Source organism: Janthinobacterium sp. SUN033, from assembly GCF_030397595.1.
In the GTDB taxonomy this organism is placed as follows: Bacteria; Pseudomonadota; Gammaproteobacteria; order Burkholderiales; family Burkholderiaceae_D; genus Janthinobacterium; species Janthinobacterium kumbetense.
Genome location: NZ_JAPQNV010000002.1, coordinates 492801 through 511891 on the forward strand (window position 1 = coordinate 492801; position 19091 = coordinate 511891).

A 19091-nucleotide genomic window follows, 5' to 3' on the forward strand; every position below is an offset into this window, starting at 1 on the left:
AGAACTCACGCCCTATGCGAGCGCCTCTGCTCGCGTTGCATAGCGCTGCTGCGCCAGGTAAATCTCTTCATCGGCTTTGGCCTGCGCAATATCCTGTGTTAAGTTTTCACTCCACACGAATTTTTCGGGTGTTTCTTCCGCCTGGATGCCGGCCGTCGGCATGCGTTGCAATTCCTTCTCGTGCACGCTTTTCCGGAAAAAGCCGCTTTGCGGGTAGTAGCCACGGCGCAAGATATAGCCGCCACCCTCGCGACGCGTATAGGTTTGCGTGGTGATCACCGCACTGCGCATGTCGGCGCTGTCGGCATCCGTACGGATTGGGTAGGGGGTGCCGTACTGCGCTTCCTTGACCAGTGCGTCCTCTTCCGGCGTCAATGCTTCGCCATTCTTCTGTTTCAATTGCGCAACTTCGGTCTTTCGGCTCAGTTCATACGCGCGTTTATAAAAGCCTTCTTCAGGCGGTTTATCGGCGAACGAGGCGATCTTGGCCCGTTTATCGTATTCCGTCACTTCGCCCGCCATATAGAATCCGGCCAGGGAATCGTGTACATAGTCGTCAAAAAAACGCATCACTTCGGGCGGCAGTGGTTTTGGGTGATCGAATATGTCGAGCGCCCAAGCTTCCCAGTCATCCAGCGGTGTATGATTTTGCGCGCGATAGTATTGCCAGTGATTGATGCGCGCAATATCCCGGGCGCTGAACGGTTTATCCTCATCGCCATGACGAAAGGCTTTGCGTGCGCGCAGCGCTTCCAGATCGCCCGCCAGCAAACGGTTGTAGGAACCCAGATCCTCCCGCTCCTGCGCGTTGGCCGCCTTGAAGCTGGCCGTGGCTTCCAGGGTCTTGACGCGCACGGCGCGCCAGCGGTAATACAGCTCCATATGCTTGCTCAGCAAGGCGCCTTGCTTGTTAAGCGCGGCGGTATATGCTTCCCATGCCTTGGCAAGCTCTTGACTGACCTGGAAATCATCTCGGTCCGTTGCCTCCAGTTCGCTGAACGGTATCAAAGGCACTCCCTTGAGGCGCGCCTCCTTGAACATATGCGCCAGCGGAATTTGCGACAACAAGGCTGCTTGTCCGCCGCGTCCCTTTCCCTGCTCGCCCGGACCATAGCCGCCTCCCACGTCGGAGTGCACGCCAGGAAAATACACTTCCTCGATTTTCCCTTCCAAGCGTGTAACGGGGAAATTCATGCGCTGCTCATGCGTGGCAATGCAATGCAAGCCTGCCTGAACGCAGCGAGGCAGCGGCTTGAGCAATTCATTGGCCCAGGCCCAATGGCCATCGAACATCGCGCCAGGCGCGATCGTGGTTTTCGCGACAGACGCCGAACTGCCCACGGTTGCCACCGTGTCGAATACGCCAAGAAAATCGATGCTGGCCGGAATGCCGGCAAACTCCTGCCCCTCACCTTTGCCCGGCGTGAGCAAATCGGCAAACAGCTGGCAGAATGCCACCGCCTCGGCGGCGCCACGCGAAAAACCGAACACCGACAAGGTCAGCGATGGAATATGCGGCTTGGGTTGTGCCGCCACCGCCACTTTGAGTTTTTCAATATGCTCAGCGAACCAGTCCGAGTGGGTCATGAAGCGCTCCCTGCCGGTTGAGGGATGCGGCACCTTTTTGTGGCCTACGGCATTATCATAAGTACGGGCAAGTTCGCCAGCCTTATCTGATTTATATAATGGAGTTTCATCTCCATAAACCGTTCGATGAATTGCATTTAAAACCTGCAATAAGCCCCAGATAATACGCGGCTGCCCTCCTTTGGCAAAAGCCTTCCCCTCGTCCGATTCAGTCAATTCACCAATTTCCTTAAATGGCGTTCCCACGCCAGGAATATAATTTCGAAAATATCCCGCACCCCGTTTATTCGAGGGAAAACTCGAAAATAGCCGCGCCACATTGCTATGGCTGGCACTATTGGGGTCGACCACAACATTAGCTATAGGAATGGGCTTTTTTGTTCTTGGATCGAGCACACCTGTCCTAACCCCATTCCTATCGCGCTCCAGATTATTATTGGTTCCATCAAAGAAAAGTCCAACCCTCACTGGAATACTGCACGGCGCGCCATCTTTCTTTTCACATGCCTCCTTGGCAATTTCGGATTGCTCTTTCGTCAACGGCTTTAAAAAAAAACCGACGGGAAACGGCGCGGAATGGGGAGTTTCACTGATCATAATATCAAGGAATATTGGCAGGTTTTCCGGAGTGAAGAATAGGATGAGTTTTTGCCCCCCCTCCAGCATTTGACACGACGACTCTCACCTCATCATTGGGGAAGAAATGCATATAGATATCCCCTGGTTCATCGTATTTTTCCACTTCCACCATTTTTTCTTTGACAATATGCGTATGTTCTTCCGGCATATCCCATCGCACCCGAACCATCATTCCCGGATACCATACCCGAGGAATAGAAGCACAGCAAACATCAGCTCCCCCCGCTCCCCACCTGGCCATATTGGCGCCTCCCGCTCCATCCACTGACGCGGAATAAATATACTTCCCCGTATGGTTGACAATACCCACCTGCGCCGTCGCGGTAGGACTTGGATTGACGTCCTCAACCTGCCGGGCCTTGAAGGCGCAGCCGTTCAGCAGCAAGGCCGCACCAAGATAAATAATCCATTTCATCATTTGCACCTTATAAAAAATGCCACGCCATTTTTCATTTTACTGCCACACGTGACAATAGAAAACATAGAACTCCCACGCGTCGCAAATGGTTTAAGAAAAACCAGGAAAATGTGCAAGAGTGGAGTTTCATTAATCGAAATAAACCTCTAAGGATTGATATTTTCCGGTTTTCCATAGTGGCGTATCGGATGAGCAGTGCTATATCCGGGATAAATTGAAACCACAACCCGAACTTCATCGTCTGGAAAAAAATGGATATAAATACTTCCCGTTTCATCGTATTTTTCCACTTCCACCATTTTTTCTTTGATAACGTCGGTATGCCCTTCAGGCATATTCCAACGCACCAGGACTTTCATTCCCGGATACCACACTCTCGGGATAGAGGCGCAACAGATTTCTGCCCCCCCCGCCCCCCACCTGGCCATGTTGGCGCCTCCGGCCCCATCCACCGATGCGGAATAAATATATTTCCCCGTATGGTTGACAATACCCACCTGCGCTGTCGCGGTAGGACTTGGGCCGACTTGCTCAACCTGCCTGGTCTTGAGGGCGCAACCGCTCAGCAGCAAGGCGGTGCCAAGATAAATAATCCATTTCATGATTTTCCTTTTATAAAAATAGGCAGTTGAAGGAGCAAGGCTAGGCAGCCGAGCGCGCCTGCCAGAAATCGTCGGGCAGCGTGTCGAGTTCGGACAGGTAATTCGCACCTTGGCGCGTGCGCCGCAACAGGCTGGCCATCGCCGGATGCACGGTAAAATCGTCGGCCAGCATCAAGGCCAGGGCGCTGAAATGCTGACGCTGACCCGCCGCCTCGATGCCGCTGGCGTTTGCCACAAGCAAATGACGCGCCACGCGCGCGTGGCACTCGGCCGGGGTGCCGGAATGAAACAGGTCCGGCTGCACATCATGCAGATTGGCCAGGATGGCGTCGGCTTCGGCGGTATCCACCAGGGCTGCGAAGGCGGCGTCGCTGAGCGGAAATTTGTCAAACTCCGCCGGAACGGGACTGGGCAGCGCCTCGCCCTGCCAACTGATCAGGGAACCATCGCGCCGCAGCGACCACCAGCGGTAGATGGGGCTCAGCAAATGCGCATATTGGGTTTGCGTCAAGGCCGCCAGCAAGGCCGGCAATGTGCGGCTATCGGCCCAGCGCACGGGCCATTCGACGGTGTCTGGCGTGATGGCAATCAAATAGGGGCACAGATGCTGCTCCAGCCGGTCGATATCGAGCGTGCTGGCGATGATGCTGAGCATGGGCTTGCCCGCGCACAGCGAGAACAGGCGCTGCAGCCACTCGGCCTGCTCGCTGCTTGCCTGTGGCGCCGCCATTAAATGCGGTGCGGCACTCTTGAAGTTTTGCAGCGAGGTGTGCGCATACAGCGACTGGCGCCGCAAGCGGCTCGGGTAGCGCTTGGTGAAAAACTCCTCATCGCAGGCGCCGTCCAGCAGCGCCAGCAAGTGCAAGGGCTGGCCGCCGTTCGCCACCGCCGCTTCCTCACGCAAGGCTTGCAGTTGCTGCGCGATCTGCGCTGGAACCGCAGGGTCAGGAAGATCGATGGCAAAGTACATCAGGATTCCTTTTCTAGGCTGCCGTGGGCGCGACAAACGGGCTGCCGCTACGCAACGCCGCCAGCAGGCACGCCTTGCAGACGCTGGCAGGCAGCGCCGGCAATGGATAAGCCAGCCGTTCCGGCCCGATAAAACTCTTCTTGCCGGCATGCACCGTGATCTTGCCGGGACACTGCACGGTGATGTTGCCGCCCTCGATCGTGATGTTCGCCCCGCCCGCCGTCGACAAACGGATGCTTTTCGCCGCCGCCCAGTCGATGTGCGCGGCGGCGCTGACGATGTTGACTTCCTCGCGCGCCTGCACGTTGAGCACGTCGGCCTGCGCCTGCAGGTCGATGGCTTGCTTGGCGGCGATCAATTGCAGGCCGATATTGTTCTCGCCCGCCTTGACCACGCCGGCCAGGGCGCCGATGGCCTGCCCGCTGTGCACGCGCAACTGGCCGCCGCCGACGAACTGGGTGTCCAGGCCGCTCATTAGCGAGGTGGTTTCGCCATTTGCCAGCTGGATATCCTGGCCCGCCAGCACGCCCAGGCCCGCACGGGCGGCGATGGCGATGATGGCGTCGCTGCTGTGCGGCAACTTGTCATCGCCGGGGCTGGTCGGCTTGCCCGCCGCGTCGCGCCTGGCGGCGGCCGTATCGTCCTGGCTCAGCATGCCGGAGACGCTCGTCAAAAACGCCGGCAAGGGCGCCGCCTTTTCGTCGAGCACGCTGGCATTCGCCTTGGCCGGCCCCAGGTGGCTGGCATACGCGACCGTCTTGTGCGTGACGGCGGCGGCGCTGAAGGTTGCACCTAGCTTGGCCGCCTGCTTGAGCAAGACCATGCCCGGCGCATTGTCGCCGGCCGGATCGCGCGCCTGCGCGTCGTGGTTGACGAGGTAGCTGGAAATCAGGAGGCCGGCGCCGGCCCGCACGGCGCCGTAAGCGTCGGTGCGCAGCTCGGCGCCCGTGCCGCGCAGGCTGCCCCGGTAATTGTCGGCCGCATGGATCAGGTGGCCAAGATTGAGTTCGCTTGCCGCATGGCTGCTCTTGAGCTGGATGCGCCCCTGCTGGTCGGTATCGTCGAACAGCAACTGGTTGTAGCCTGCGGCGCCGAATTCCTTGCTGCGGATACCCCATTGCGCCGCGCCGTTGCGGTGGCCGGCGCTGCCGCCGGCCGCGCCATGCCAGACCGGGCTGTTGCCGCCGGCCACGTTGCCCTGCGCCGACGGCGCATGGTCGCGCGCCGGCTCGAATACGCTGGCATCGGACGGTTGCTCGGCCAGCCCGCCCGGCGAGGGCGCGACGCCGCCCTCGCCCTGCCCGTTGTACAGGGCGCCGACGATGATGGGGCGGTCGATATCGTTTTCCAGGAATTGCACCAGCACTTCCTGGCCGATGCGCGGCAGAAACTGGCTGCCCATGCCGCCGCCGGCCGAGCGCTGCGCCACGCGTACCCAGCACGTGGCGCCGCCCTCCCGCTGCCAGTGGAAACGGATGCGCACCCGCCCCAGCTTGTCGCAATGGATCTCGCTGCCGCTGCTGGCGCTGGCGCCGCCGTCGGCACCGACGACGATGGCGCTCTGGCTGCCGCGGGCCGTCGGTGCCGGATGGTGGCGCGCGTCGTTGTCGCCATGCACAGGACGCCATGGCGTCGCCGCGGCGATCATCTCGATGCAATTGGCGTAACCGCTGGCTTGCGCCTGCGCGATCGCGGCGGCAAAGTCGGCAAAGCCGTCGCCCAGCCCGGGCATGGCTTCGTCCAGCAGTTCGGGCACCGGGCCGAACAGTTCAGCCAGCGCCTGGGAGGCGGGCGCCGGCAGGTTGTTGATGCCGATGCTGGCCACCCGGAGCACGACATAGTCGGACGCGGCGCCATCGGCCTGCGGCAACGGTCCCTGCGTCAGGGTAAACCGCGTGCCGGCGCGCAAGGTGCGTACCGTCGAGCGCGCCTGCCACAGCTGGGCGCGCGCTTCGCGGGCCTGCATCTGCAACGCGGCATAGTGCTGTGCCTGCGCGCCATTCGCATACCAGTACTGGCCCGGCGTATCGTAGCTTTCCAGCACCGGCGCATGCTGGCCGCCGATGGCCATATTCGTCGGCACGCTGGCGGCGACCGCCTTCTTGGCCTTGTAGTCGTAGCTCAGCACGCTGCTCAGCCCGACGTGCAGGCTGCGCCGCGCGCACAGCGCCTGCACGCTGTCGCTCGCTTCGCCGGCCCTGGCGCCATGAAAGCGCAAGCCGCCGCCCTGCGCGCTGCTGGCATCCTCGGGCGTAGCGCAGGGCTGGCTGCTGTCGGCGAACAAAATCAGTGTGTGCGCGTCGAAGCGCCAGGCGATGCCCTCCTCCGTCAGCAGTCGGCGCACGAAATCGAAGTCCGATTCCCGGTACTGGCAGCAATAGCTGCGCTCTCCCGCCTGCTGCATGCACTGCGCCACCTCGTCGCTCCATTGCCACAGGGCATGCGGCGCATAGGCTTGCAATACCTCGTCGACGATGGCCGTCACGCTCCGATCTTGCCATACGCGGCTGTTACGCACTTGCGTCAGCAGCCACAGCCAGGGCGTGATGCGCAGCCGGTAGCGCGCCAGGCCGCCATTGCTGCCCAGCATGGCCGCTGCGCTGATATAGCCGGAAAACTGCGTGCGCGTGCCGTCCGCCAGGCTGATTTGCAGGCTGGCCGGCTGGCCCAGCAGGGAGGCCAGCGCAACGTCGGCATTCGTGGACAAGGCGATAATCTCGCGCGCGCCAAGCTCCTGCAGCCGGTCATCGGCGGCAAAGGCTTCGACCAGCAAACCGCTGTCCTGGCCATCGTCGCCGATGGCCAATGCATACAGGCGCGTCGCGCCATTGAAGGCGGCTACCGCGCTAACGATATCTTGTGTCAAAGGATGCTCTTCATCTGGAAAGTGGCATCGCACATTACTTGTCAAAACAATGTGCAAAATAAACAAGTCCAGGCAATTATGCGCGAGTTCTTAAAAAAGCAAGATTCAATTGAACAAGGAGTGCCGGGGAAGACAATAGTCGCTGCTTCGGGCAAGGGATTCGGTACAATACTCCGGCAAGTCCCTTCACTCTTTCCCGTGCAGCCATGAACCAACTCGAACAACTGAAGCAATTTACTACCGTGGTGGCCGACACCGGCGACTTCCAATCGATCCAGGCTTACACGCCGCGCGATGCGACGACGAATCCGTCGCTGATCCTGAAGGCCGTGCAAAAGGATGAATACAAGCCGCTGCTGGAAAAGGCCGTACGCGACCATCCGAATGCCTCCACCGCCGAGATCATCGACCGCCTGCTGATCGCCTTTGGCGTGGAAATCCTGCAAACCATCCCCGGCCGCGTCTCCACAGAAGTCGATGCGCGTCTGTCGTTCGACACGGAAGGCACGGTCGCCAAGGGCCGCGACCTGATCGCCCTGTATTCGAACGCCGGCATTGCCCGCGAGCGGGTGCTGATCAAGATCGCCTCCACCTGGGAAGGCATCCGCGCCGCCGCCATCCTGGAAAAGGAAGGTATCCGCTGCAACATGACCCTGCTGTTCTCGCTGGCCCAGGCCATCGCCTGTGCCGAAGCGGGCGCGCAGCTCATTTCGCCGTTCGTCGGCCGCATCTACGACTGGTACAAGAAATCGACGGGCATCGACTACGTGGGCGCGGAAGACCCGGGCGTGCAGTCGGTCCGCCGCATCTACAATTACTACCGCAAGTTCGGCTACAAGACCGAGGTGATGGGCGCGAGCTTCCGCAACACCTCGCAAATCCTCGAACTGGCCGGCTGCGACCTGCTCACCATCAGCCCCGACCTGCTGCAAAAGCTGGCCGACAGCGATGCGCCGGTGGAGCGCAAGCTGAGCGCCGAAGCGGCGCCATCGACCAACATCGTGCAAATGTCGCTGAACGAAGAGGCTTTCCGCTTCATGATGAATGAAGACGCGATGGCGACGGAAAAACTGGCAGAAGGCATCCGCGCCTTCTGCGTCGACTCCGGCAAGCTGAAACAGATGATCTCGGCACTGCGCTAAGCACACGACTGGCGTAAAAAAGCGGCGTCCGTGCAGTGCACGGCGCCGCTTTTTTCATGTCCGCGCCATCAGGAGCAGCGGAAGGTCGCTACGCCCTGGTAATTGGCGCCGTTGGCCATGACCACCTTGTAACCGCCCGTAACCAGGTAGGTTCCCGTGCCGCCGTCCCCCAGCGCCAGCAGCATGCCCGAGCTGCCGCCCAGGAAGCCGCCGCTGACGACCGTCATGTCCGGCATGTTGATCGTGCCGGTGCCGCTGGCCTTGCCAGTGCTGCCGCCGGCCGCGACATCGACCGTCATGGCCAGCGCGGCGCCCGCGGCGCCGAAGGCCAAGGTGGCGCTGCCGCTGGCCGTGCCGAAATAGCCGTCCTGCTGCACGCTGGCGCCGCCCGTGTAGCTGGGCGCCGTGAACTTGCCCGCATCGCACTGGAAGGCGCCGGTGAAGGGCAAGGCCGCCACCGTGTTATAGACGCTGTAATGGGCACTGGCATTGTTGCCGCTCATGACGGTAGTGCCGCTGCTGCGCGTGATGGTGCCGGTGAACCAGCGTCCCTGCGCAAATGCCGCGTCGCCGACGACGTCGCGCGTGATGGCGGGCGTGCCGCTGAAGCTGATGCCCGATATCCCGCTCAGGGCGCCGGAACTGTCTTGCGTCACGCTGCCCAGAGTGCCGTAGGCCTGGCTGGCAACGGCCAGCAACAGATAGCGCGGACTCAGCCCCTTCGCAAACGGCGTGCTGACGCTGCCCGTGTCGCTGCCGGCAGGCGGCGGGGTAACCGGTGTCACCGGAGGGAGTGGATTGACGGGCGTGGCCTGATTCACGGCGACCTGGGCATCGGAGGAGGAAGAGCCGCCGCCACAGGCACTGAGGGTGGCAGCCAGCAAGGCTGGCAGAACAAGGCGGGAGGCGCAGGTTGGTTGTTTCATGTATTCCTTATGATTCAAAAAAGCAAGGACGGCACGCTTGCATGGCATCTTTGCATTTCAGATAATATTGCTTTTTCCTCTCAACTGTCGCACGCCTGCGGCCGCGCATGGGCGCGGCATGACGCTACAATAGGCAATCGCCACCAGCCGCCACGCGCATGTCCTCCACCCTGCCTGCTTCGTCCGCCATCACCATCCGCCTGGGCCGCCGCGCCCGTGCCCGCATTGCCGACAACGGCTTGCGCGCGCTTGACGTCGCCATCGTCCCTGCCGCCGCGGGCGGGCCGAAAGGCTTGATCCTGCACCAGCTCGATTGCTGGCTGTTCGGCGACTTCCTGGCGCAAGCGCCGCGCCCGCGCCACTTCGTCGGCGCCTCGATCGGCGCCTGGCGCATGGCCGCCGCCGTATTTCCCGACCCGGTGGCAGCGCAGCGCCGCCTGGTGCGCGAATACGTGGGCCAGCGCTACCCCGACAAACCCGACGCAGCGCACGTCAGCCGCACGTGCCGCGCCCTGCTCGACGCCGTCCTCGATGGCCAGGATGCGCAGTTGCTGCAGCACGCGCGGCATAGCCTGTCCGTGCTGGCCGTGCGCGGCATCGGCGCCCTGGCGCAGCCGGGCAAATGGCGCGACCGGCGCGGCTTCCTGCTGGCTGCCGCCGGTAACGCCGTGGCGCGCGCGCGCCTGGCCGCCTCGCTCGAGCGCGCGGTGTTCCATGCGGGGCCGGACGGCGCCAGCTGGCTGCGCTCGCGCTTCGACGCCTTTCATGCGCATTTCGTGCCGCTGGCGCAAGACAACCTGCGCGACGCGCTGCTGGCCTCCGGTTCCATCCCGCTCGTGCTCGACGCCGTGACGGACATCGCCGGCGCGCCGCCGGGGCGCTACTGGGATGGCGGCCTGGTCGACTACCATCTGCACCTGCCCTACCAGCGCGAACCGGACCTGGTGCTGTACCCGCACTTTGCCGACCATATCGTGCCGGGCTGGCTGGACAAGGCCATGCCCTGGCGCCGCGCGCGCAGCGGCGATAGCGCACTCGACAACATGATCCTCGTCTCGCCCTCGCCCGCCTTCGTGGCCAGCCTGCCCAACGGCAAGCTGCCGGACCGGCGCGACTTCGCCCATTACGGGCAAGACCACGCGGCGCGCATGCGCGACTGGCGCCGCGCCATCGCGGAAAGCGAGCGCATGGCGGCCGCCTTCGCCCGCTGGGCCGAGCAGCCGGACCTGCGCCAGGCGCTCGATCTGTAGCACGGGCGAGACTGCAACAGGCGCCAAAACAAGCGCGCTTTTCCCTCGCCTATTGGTCACTTATCAGTGCATACTATGTCGCACAGGCAACCTTCAATCCCTCTGTGACAGGAGTTCCGACCATGCACGCCCTCTCCCACCTTCGTATCGGCACGCGCCTGGCTGCAGGCTTCGCGCTGGTGCTGCTGCTGTCCGTGATCTCCACCTCGTACGCGCTGTACAGCGCCCATGTGAATGCCGAAGCGACGCGGCAAATGATGGAAAAGCCGCTGGCCAAGGAACGCCTCGTATCGGACTGGTACGTGCTGATTTACTCGGCCATCGCGCGCACCTCGATGATCGCCAGGAGCACCGATGAAACGCTGTCGAACGTATTTGCCGACACCATCGCCGACAGCACGAAACAGGGCAGCGAACTGCTGAAGAAAATCGAGGCGCTGCTCGACAGCGATGCAGAAAAAGCCATCTTCAAATCGTCCATCGCCGAGCGCGTCAAATACCAGGATGCCAAGACCCTGGTCATGAATGCGCGCAAGGCGGGCAATGCGGCGCAGGCGGAAAGCACCTACCGCGACAGCTTCGCGCCGGCCGCCACCAATTACCAGAACAACGTCAAGGCCCTGCTGGCGCAGCAGCGCCAGGCCATCGACGCCACGGCGCAAGCCATCGAGGCGGCCAACGAACGCAGCTTCACCCTGCTGCTGACCTTGTGCGCGCTGGTGGTGGCCCTGGGCAGCGTCTGCGCCTGGCTGATCACGCGTTCGATCACGCAACCGTTGAAAGCCGCCGTGAAGGTGGCCGAAACGGTGGCCGACGGCGACTTGCGCACGCATTTCGGCACGCCTGCCAGCGATGAAATCGGCGACCTGATGCGCGCGCTGCACGGCATGAACGAGGCACTGCGCAAGGTGGTGTCGGAAGTGCAGACGGGCACCAATGCGATTGCCACGGCGTCGGGCGAAATCGCCGCCGGCAACCAGGATTTATCGGCGCGCACGGAACAGCAGGCCAGTTCGCTGGAAGAGACGGCGTCGTCGATGGAAGAACTGACCAGCACCGTGAAGCAGAATGCAGACAATGCGCGCCAGGCCAACCAGATGGCGGTGGCCGCCTCCGGCGTGGCTGAACGGGGCGGCAGCATCGTCAGCCAGGTGGTCGACACCATGGGCGCCATCGATACGGCATCGACGAAAATCGTCGACATCATCGGCGTCATCGACGGCATCGCCTTCCAGACGAATATCCTGGCCTTGAACGCGGCCGTGGAAGCGGCCCGGGCTGGTGAGCAGGGACGCGGCTTTGCCGTCGTCGCCACGGAAGTGCGCAGCCTGGCGCAGCGCTCGGCGGCGGCGGCGCGCGAAATCAAGACCCTGATCGGCGACTCCGTGGAGCAGGTCAACAACGGCACGCGGCTGGTGCAGCAGGCCGGCAACACCATGGGCGAAGTGGTCGACAGCGTGCGCAGGGTCACCGACATCATGGCCGAGATCACTGCCGCCAGCGCCGAGCAAAGCATGGGCATCGACCAGGTCAACCAGGCCATCGCGCAGATGGACCAGGTGACGCAGCAAAATGCGGCCCTGGTGGAGGAAGCGGCGGCCGCCGCCGAAAGCATGCAGGACCAGGCGGCGCGCCTGGCGCAAGTGGCGGCCGGCTTCCAGCTCGAACACATGGCCGCGGCGGCGCCGGTACGCGCCGCGCGGCCGGCTGCCGCCAAGCTGGCCAGGCCGGCGGCCAGGAACACTCCCGCCAGGCAGCCAGGCAGCGAAGCCAGGAGTGCGCCTCCTGCGCGCAAGCCTCAGGCGCAGGTAGCGGGCGAGCAGGATTGGGAAGAGTTTTAAGGCTGACGGCGGCGCCAGTTGAAAGGGTTTGACAGCGCCCTGGCGCGCGAGGATACTTGTTTCAGGTGGCATGGCGCTCCACCGGCAGCAATACGTGTTGCGCCCGACATCGTTCTGCGGGAGTACGAACATGAAATGTATCAGCGGCATCAGCGCACAGCTGCGCCGGGGCTTCCTGCCCCCCTTGCTGCTGTGTGCAGCCCTTGCCGGCTGCGCCACGGCGCCCGCCACCCTGCCTCCGCCCGACCTGTTCAACGATGCCAGCTTTGCCGCGCCCACCATACCGGTCGACCCGCAGCAGGCGTTTGCCATGAGCGAGGCCATGCGGCAATACGTGCGTGTCGATATCGCGCGCGAGGCGCGCAACAAGAATCCCCGTCGGGCGCTCGCCGATGCCCTCCACAACCGGGCCGGGCTGCAACTGGAATACGATGCCGCCATGACGCGCACGGCGGCACAGGCGTTCGATGCGCGCAGCGGCAATTGCCTGTCGCTGGTGCTGATGACGGCCGCGCTGGCCAAGGAAATGGGACTCGATGTGCACTACCAGGTGGTCCTGGGAGATGAGAGCTGGAGCCGCAGCGGCGGCATGTATTTCGTTGCCGGCCACGTCAATCTCGCGCTGGAACGCCGTGCCGCCAGCAATACCGTCGGCTACGACGCCGATGCCATCCTGCTCATCGACTTCCTGCCGGGCGAAGACCTCACCGGCCAGCGCACGCAGGAGGTGCGCGAAGCAACCATCCTGGCCATGTACCTCAACAATCGCGCCGCCGAAACCATGGCCAGCGGCGAGCTCGATCAAGCTTACTGGTATGCCCGCGCCGCCATCCTGCAAGACCCCACGTTTGCGGGCGCCTTGAATACACTGGGCATCATCCAGTTGCGCCACGGCGACATCGAGCCGGCGCGGCGCACGCTCGCTTACGCACTGGAACGCTCACCATCGAACGCCGTGCTGCTGTCCAACCTGGCGCAGGCACTCGACGGCCTGGGACGCACGGGCGAAGCGCAGCTGCTGCGGCGCAAATTGCTGGCCCTGCAGCCAGAGCCGCCCTTCCACTTTTTCAACCTGGGCCAGCGCGCCATGGAAACCGCCGACTACCAGGAAGCGGCGCGCCTGTTCAAGCGCGAGATCGCGCGTGATCCGTATTACCATGAATTCCACTTCTGGCTGGCGCAGGCGTATGCGCGCATGGGCCAGCTGGCGCAGGCCGGACGCCAGCTGGAACTGGCGATGGACACCAGCACCACGCGCGGCGAGCATGGACTGTACGCGGCCAAGCTGCAGCGCCTGCGCGCCGCCAGCACGCATTAGCAGGCGTCATTAAGGCAGTCAGTCTTCCAGGAACATTTGCTGCAGGTCGTTCAGGAAGGACAGTCCCAGCGCCGTCGGGCGGATAACCTGGTGGTCGCGGTACAGCAAGCCTTTGGCTTCGGCCGCGTTCAGCGGCTGCTCGATGGCGTTGAGGGCCAGGCCCGTGCGCTCGGCGAACAGGTTCGGCGAAAATCCCTGCGTCAGGCGCAGGGTGTTGAGCATGAATTCAAAACCCATTTCCTCGCGCTCCAGTTCGCGCTCTTCCTGCACCGGGTTACCGGCCAGTACCGCGTCCATGTAGGCGCGCGGCTGCTTGTAGCGGGCCTGGCGCAGCACCCGGTGCGGAAACGAAATCTTCGAGTGGGCGCCTGCGCCGATGCCCAGATAGTCGCCGAATTCCCAGTAATTGCGGTTGTGCTTAGCCTGGCGGCCCGGCTGCGCGTAGGCCGATACTTCATAGCGGCCATAGCCCGCCTGCGCCGCGCGCGCGGCCACCATGTCGGCGATATCGGCGCTCTCGTCGTCGTCCGGCAGCACGGGCGGATACTTGGCGAACAGCGTATTCGGCTCCAAAGTCAGGTGGTACAGCGACAGGTGCGGCGGCGCGAACGACAGCGCCGTGTCCAGGTCCTGCTGCGCCTCGGCCAGGGTTTGCGTGGGCAGCGCATACATCAGGTCGAGATTGAAATTGTCGAAGTTCGCGTGCGCGATCTCCACCGCGCGGCGCGCTTCGTTGTCGTCATGGATGCGGCCCAGCGCCTGCAGGTGGCGGCCGTTGAAACTCTGGATGCCGATCGACAGGCGGTTGATGCCGCTGGCCCGGTAGGATTTGAATTTTTCCGCTTCGAAGGTGCCCGGATTGGCTTCCATGGTGATTTCGCAATCGGGTTCCAGGGGCAGCAAGGTGCGCACGTCCGACATCAGCCGGTCCAGGCCTGCCGCCGACATCAGGCTGGGCGTGCCGCCGCCGATGAAGATGGTGTGGATCTTGCGGCCCCAGATCAGCGGCAGCGCCATTTCCAGGTCCAGGCGCAGGGCCGCCAGGTATTCGGCTTCCGGCAAGTCGCCGCGCACCTCGTGCGAATTGAAGTCGCAATACGGGCATTTCTTCACGCACCACGGGAAATGGATGTACAGCGACAGCGGCGGCAGGGCCGTCAGGTTCAGCGCGCCCGGCTGCAGGTATTTCAGGGCCGCCCCGGCCGCGCCGGAAATGCCGTCCTGCGGCGCGGGAGCGGTACTGGGCTTGGCTGCCGACTTGGCAACGGCGCCCACCAGTTTGATCGGGATCATCGCAGCTTTTCCACCAGCGCGCGCAGGGCCTGGCCACGGTGCGACAGCGCGTTCTTTTCATCGGACGTCAGTTCGGCCGCGCACTTGCCCAGCGCGGGAATGAAGAAGTGCGGATCGTAACCGAAACCGCCGTTGCCGCGCGGCGCGGCAATCATTTCGCCATTCCAGCGTCCGTCGGCGATCACCGGCTGCGGGTCGTCCGCATGGCGCACATACACCAGCACGCAATAGTAGTACGCGGACTTGTCGGCATGCGCCTCGAGGTCGGCGATCAGCTTGGCGCTGTTGGCGGCATCCGATTTCGGCTCGCCCGCATAGCGGGCCGAATACACGCCGGGCGCGCCGCCGAGCGCATTGACGCACACGCCGGAATCGTCGGCCAGCGCCGGCAAGCCCGTCAGGCGCGACGCGTGGCGCGCCTTTTGCAGGGCGTTTTCAACGAAGGTGTGGAATGGTTCGTCGCTTTCCGGCACGGCATACTCGCCCTGGGCGTGGACGGAAAAACCGATGGTCGAGAGCAGCTCGTTGAATTCCTTGAGCTTGCCGGCGTTGTTGGAGGCGAGGATGAGGCGTTGAGTCATGTCAGTAGTCCGGTTGAAGTGCCGACATTGTAAACCTTTTGCGCCCCCCTCACCTCGCCCCGAAGCTGCCGCAAGAAGCGGCAACTGTGGGCTTTTTGCCCGGCGCGGCGGGCCAGCGGATGTAAATCTGTGTAAAGATCAGATCCCCAATGCCTGCTTCTGCAGGGCGATCAGGTCGGCGATGCCGCCCTGCGCCAGGTCCAGCAGGCGGTTCATGCCGGCGCGGTCAAAGGCGGCGCCTTCGGCCGTGCCCTGCACTTCGATGAAGTGGCCCGCTTCCGTCATCACCACGTTCATGTCCGTGTCGCAGCCCGAGTCTTCCACGTAGTCCAGGTCCAGCACCGGCATGCCCTGGTAGACGCCCACCGAGATGGCGGCGACAAAGCTTTTCACGGGAATGGCGGCGATCGCGCCGCGCGCCTGCAGCTGGGAAAACGCGTCATACGCGGCCACCATGGCGCCCGTGATCGACGCCGTGCGCGTGCCGCCATCGGCCTGGATCACGTCGCAATCGAGGTGCAGCGTGCGTTCGCCGAACGCCTGCAAATCAAAGGCGGCGCGCAGCGAGCGGCCGATCAGGCGCTGGATTTCCTGCGTGCGGCCGGACTGCTTGCCGCGCGCCGCTTCGCGGTCCATGCGGGTGTGCGTCGAGCGGGGCAGCATGCCGTATTCGGCCGTCAACCAGCCCTGGCCCTTGCCTTTCAGGAAACCCGGCACCTTGTCTTCGATGCTGGCGGTACAGATGACCTTGGTGTCGCCGCACTCGATCAGCACCGAGCCCTCGGCATGCTTGGTGTACTGGCGGGTGATGCGGATGGCGCGCAGCGCGTCGACGGCGCGGCCGCTCGGGCGGGATTCAAATGTCATGGGATGTCCTGTGTGATTGGGGTTGCGGCAGCGATTTTACCACCGCGCGCCCGTCTATTTGCAGTCATGCAACAGCGCAAGACGCAATGGCAGGCGGCGCACACATGATCCCTACAATCCTGCCCCGCCAAACACAATTTTCTTTACAATGCCGTAAAACGCACACTATTCAGCAATTTTCAGGCCATCAGACCATGCGGTTCTGTTTTTGCGGCGCGGGCGGTATTGCCTGCGCTGGCTGATTAAGTGTATAAGTGACTGTATACAAGACCAAATCGGGGAATCCTTTGAGCATTTCAAGCATGACAGGCTACGCGGTTGCCACCAGCGAAGGTGCTGCAGGCACACTGACAATTGAAATCAAGAGCGTCAACTCGCGCTTTCTCGACCTGCAATTCCGGATCAACGACGATCTGCGGGCCCTGGAGCCTGACTTGCGCGCCGCCGTCATGTCCGCCATCACGCGCGGCAAAGTCGAGGTACGCCTGAGCTTTGGCCGCAAGGCCGCCACAAACGGCACGCAGGCGCTGAACCTGCCCCTGCTGGCAGAACTGGCGCGCCTGCAAAACGAAGTGGGCCAGCATTTTGTCTCCGCCCCCGTCATGACGGTGGCCGAACTGCTGCGCTGGCCTGGCGTCATCGAAGAAGCGCAAGTGGGACAGGAGTCCCTGCAGGCGGATGTGGGCGCGCTGACCAAACGCACCGTGGCCGCCTTCGTCGACAGCCGCAAGCGCGAAGGCGCCGCGCTCGAAGCGGTGCTGGTGTCGCGCATCGAAGCGATGGAAGCCATCGTCAAACGCATCACGCCCCTGATTCCGCAAGTGGTGGCGGCCTTCCAGCAAAAAGCCATCGAGCGCATGCAGGACGCGCTGGGCCTGGCCAGCCAGGGCTCGAATTCGGCCCTGTCGCGCCAGGACGCCATGGAACGCATCCGCCAGGAAGTCATCCTGTACGGCATCCGCATCGATGTGTCGGAAGAACTGGCGCGCCTGTCGGCCCACCTGGGCGAAACGCGCCACATCCTCACCAAGGGCGGGCAAGTGGGCAAGCGCCTCGATTTCATGATGCAGGAACTGAACCGCGAAGCCAACACGCTGGGCGCCAAGGCGTCCGTCAAGGAGCTGGCCGACGCCTCGATGGACTTGAAGCTGCTGATCGAGCAGATGCGCGAACAGGTGCAGAACCTGGAATAAACCCCGTCAGGCCAGGCGCGCTCCGGCGCGCCCCTGGTCGCTGGCGGCGATGACGACGCAGGCGACAAACAGCACGATGCTGTATTCCACGCCACCAGCGCCATGTTCGCCCACGAACCAGCCCTTGGCCGCATGCACGATGGCGATGCCGCCGATGCAGATCACCATCAGCCCGGCCGCCGCCCAGCGCGTGTATTTGCCGACGATGAGCAAACTGCCGCAAACGATCTCGACGATGGTAATCGCCCACACCACGGCCAGGCCGTAAATAAATCCCTTGTCTTCCAGGAAACCGGCAAAGCGGGGGATGGTGCCATTGGCGATGCGCGTGATGGCGTGCGCCATGAACATCACGGCGATGGCCACACGCAGCAACAACATGGCCTGGGCGGAACTGAGAAACGGGAAATTCTTCATGCGCGCATCCTGTCGGTAGAATAGTTATTGAGAAAAAACCATCCAAATTAAATAACTATTTCCTCAGGATAACAAGCAAAATATGCACAAGCGGGGCGGCGAGGCGCATCGCGGGGCTGGCTCGCCGCCTTGCCTCTTGGTAAAATACCGAATTGGGCGGCACCCACGCAAGCGCAAACGCCGCCATCACACGCAAATGGAAAGATCCGCATGAGCCACCCTACCGCCTTCTCCGGCAGCCTGTTCGTGGTCGCCGCGCCCTCGGGCGCCGGCAAATCGACACTGGTCAATGCATTGCTGGCGCAAGAGCCCGGCATCAAATTGTCGATCTCGACCACCACGCGCGCCCCCCGTCCGGGCGAGCAGCATGGCCGCGAGTACTATTTCACGACGGCGGAAGACTTCGTCGCGCGCGCCGAACAAGGCGAGTTCCTGGAATGGGCGGAAGTGCATGGCAATTACTACGGCACGTCGCGCATCATGGTGGAGCAGCAAATGCTGGCCGGCACCGATATCCTGCTGGAAATCGACTGGCAGGGCGCGCGCCAGGTACGCAAGCAATTCCCCCGCGCGGCCGGCATTTTCATCCTGCCGCCATCGATCGATGCGCTGGAAGAACGCTTGAACAAGCGCGGCCAGGACGAGCCGCACGTGATCACGCGCCGCCTGCTGGCGGCCGGCGGCGAAATCGCACACGCTCCCGAGTTCGAGTATGTTATTATCAATGAAGAGTTTACGGTCGCTTTGTCCGAACTGAGCGCGATCGTGAGAGCGGCCCGTTGCCGGTTTGCGCAACAAGCGGCCCGCAACGCATCGCTATTCGCCCAGCTGGGCCTGCACGCAGAGTAATTCGCCTGCACGCCAGTTCACACAGCACCACGCAAAAATTTTAGGAGTTACTATGGCCCGTATCACAATCGAAGATTGCCTGAAGCAGATCCCTAACCGTTTCCAGCTGACCCTGGCTGCGACTTATCGCGCACGTCAGTTGCTGCAAGGCCACACCCCTAAGGTGGAAGCCAAGGACAAGCCTACCGTTGTTGCACTGCGTGAAATCGCTGCCGGTAAAGTCGGCATCGAAATGCTGAAAAAGGTCCCGATGTAAGTGGGAACCCGCGTGCCGGAACAGTGCTGACCCCTGGTTCTACCGTATTCTTTATTCACACTGTGAAGCAACGCGA

General features: G+C 62.8%; 17 protein-coding genes. 7 read left to right on the forward strand and 10 right to left on the reverse strand.

Going from position 1 to position 19091, the window contains the following annotated elements; genetic code table 11:
- Positions 1-12: 12 nt before the first annotated feature.
- The 5 genes from OX460_RS10805 to OX460_RS10825 form a co-directional block, all read right to left on the reverse strand.
- The gene (locus tag OX460_RS10805; RefSeq protein WP_289898637.1) at positions 13-2184 is read right to left on the reverse strand and encodes a DUF2235 domain-containing protein; all 2172 of its coding nucleotides are present in this window, start codon (positions 2182-2184) and stop codon (positions 13-15) included.
- Positions 2185-2188: 4 nt separating this feature from the next.
- Positions 2189-2644 carry a DUF3304 domain-containing protein gene (locus tag OX460_RS10810; RefSeq protein ID WP_099666891.1) on the reverse strand — a complete coding sequence of 152 codons (456 nt, stop codon included), beginning with the start codon at positions 2642-2644 and terminating at the stop codon, positions 2189-2191.
- Between the two features lie 146 nt (positions 2645-2790).
- Entirely contained in the window at positions 2791-3246 is a 456-nt protein-coding gene (locus OX460_RS10815; RefSeq protein WP_180278710.1) for a DUF3304 domain-containing protein, read from the reverse strand.
- 40 nt (positions 3247-3286) lie between these two features.
- Complete coding sequence (locus OX460_RS10820; RefSeq protein WP_289898638.1) at positions 3287-4216, reverse strand: DUF4123 domain-containing protein; 930 nt, start codon at positions 4214-4216, stop codon at positions 3287-3289.
- Positions 4217-4229: 13 nt separating this feature from the next.
- On the reverse strand, positions 4230-7082 hold the full coding sequence (locus OX460_RS10825) for a type VI secretion system Vgr family protein (RefSeq protein WP_289898639.1): 2853 nt from the start codon (positions 7080-7082) through the stop codon (positions 4230-4232).
- 206 nt (positions 7083-7288) lie between these two features.
- On the opposite strand from OX460_RS10825, the gene tal reads away from it, so the two are divergent.
- Complete coding sequence (gene tal / locus OX460_RS10830; RefSeq protein WP_131687779.1) at positions 7289-8224, forward strand: transaldolase; 936 nt, start codon at positions 7289-7291, stop codon at positions 8222-8224.
- Between the two features lie 68 nt (positions 8225-8292).
- Here the strand turns inward: tal and OX460_RS10835 are convergent, their stop codons facing one another.
- Positions 8293-9150 carry a hypothetical protein gene (locus OX460_RS10835; protein ID WP_289898640.1) on the reverse strand — a complete coding sequence of 286 codons (858 nt, stop codon included), beginning with the start codon at positions 9148-9150 and terminating at the stop codon, positions 8293-8295.
- 158 nt (positions 9151-9308) lie between these two features.
- On the opposite strand from OX460_RS10835, the gene OX460_RS10840 reads away from it, so the two are divergent.
- The 3 genes from OX460_RS10840 to OX460_RS10850 all read left to right on the forward strand — a co-directional run bounded on the left by OX460_RS10840 (position 9309) and on the right by OX460_RS10850 (position 13559).
- Positions 9309-10400, forward strand: a complete 1092-nt coding sequence (locus tag OX460_RS10840; protein ID WP_289898641.1) for a patatin-like phospholipase family protein — start codon at positions 9309-9311, stop codon at positions 10398-10400.
- A 122-nt stretch (positions 10401-10522) separates the two neighbouring features.
- Positions 10523-12241: a methyl-accepting chemotaxis protein gene (locus OX460_RS10845; protein ID WP_289898642.1), complete on the forward strand. Its 1719-nt coding sequence runs from the start codon at positions 10523-10525 to the stop codon at positions 12239-12241.
- Positions 12242-12371: 130 nt separating this feature from the next.
- Positions 12372-13559 (forward strand): tetratricopeptide repeat protein, encoded by a 1188-nt coding sequence (locus OX460_RS10850; RefSeq protein ID WP_099666883.1) that lies wholly within the window; start codon positions 12372-12374, stop codon positions 13557-13559.
- 18 nt (positions 13560-13577) lie between these two features.
- Here the strand turns inward: OX460_RS10850 and hemW are convergent, their stop codons facing one another.
- The 3 genes from hemW to rph all read right to left on the reverse strand — a co-directional run bounded on the left by hemW (position 13578) and on the right by rph (position 16300).
- Positions 13578-14852 (reverse strand): radical SAM family heme chaperone HemW, encoded by a 1275-nt coding sequence (gene hemW, locus OX460_RS10855; RefSeq protein ID WP_289898643.1) that lies wholly within the window; start codon positions 14850-14852, stop codon positions 13578-13580.
- Entirely contained in the window at positions 14849-15433 is a 585-nt protein-coding gene (gene rdgB / locus OX460_RS10860) for an RdgB/HAM1 family non-canonical purine NTP pyrophosphatase (RefSeq protein ID WP_099666881.1), read from the reverse strand. The genes hemW and rdgB overlap by 4 nt, the downstream gene beginning before the upstream one ends.
- 138 nt (positions 15434-15571) lie before the next feature.
- Entirely contained in the window at positions 15572-16300 is a 729-nt protein-coding gene (gene rph / locus OX460_RS10865; RefSeq protein WP_034787067.1) for a ribonuclease PH, read from the reverse strand.
- Positions 16301-16602: 302 nt separating this feature from the next.
- On the opposite strand from rph, the gene OX460_RS10870 reads away from it, so the two are divergent.
- Positions 16603-17493, forward strand: coding sequence for a YicC/YloC family endoribonuclease (locus OX460_RS10870; RefSeq protein WP_099666879.1), 891 nt, complete (start codon positions 16603-16605; stop codon positions 17491-17493).
- 6 nt (positions 17494-17499) lie between these two features.
- On the opposite strand, the gene OX460_RS10875 is transcribed toward OX460_RS10870, so the two are convergent.
- Complete coding sequence (locus OX460_RS10875) at positions 17500-17910, reverse strand: DoxX family protein (RefSeq protein ID WP_099666878.1); 411 nt, start codon at positions 17908-17910, stop codon at positions 17500-17502.
- 210 nt (positions 17911-18120) lie between these two features.
- Here OX460_RS10875 and gmk point away from each other — a divergent pair, with 210 nt between their 5' ends.
- Positions 18121-18759, forward strand: coding sequence for a guanylate kinase (gene gmk, locus OX460_RS10880; RefSeq protein WP_099666877.1), 639 nt, complete (start codon positions 18121-18123; stop codon positions 18757-18759).
- Between the two features lie 52 nt (positions 18760-18811).
- Positions 18812-19015, forward strand: coding sequence for a DNA-directed RNA polymerase subunit omega (rpoZ, locus tag OX460_RS10885; protein ID WP_010400723.1), 204 nt, complete (start codon positions 18812-18814; stop codon positions 19013-19015).
- Positions 19016-19091: the final 76 nt, after the last annotated feature.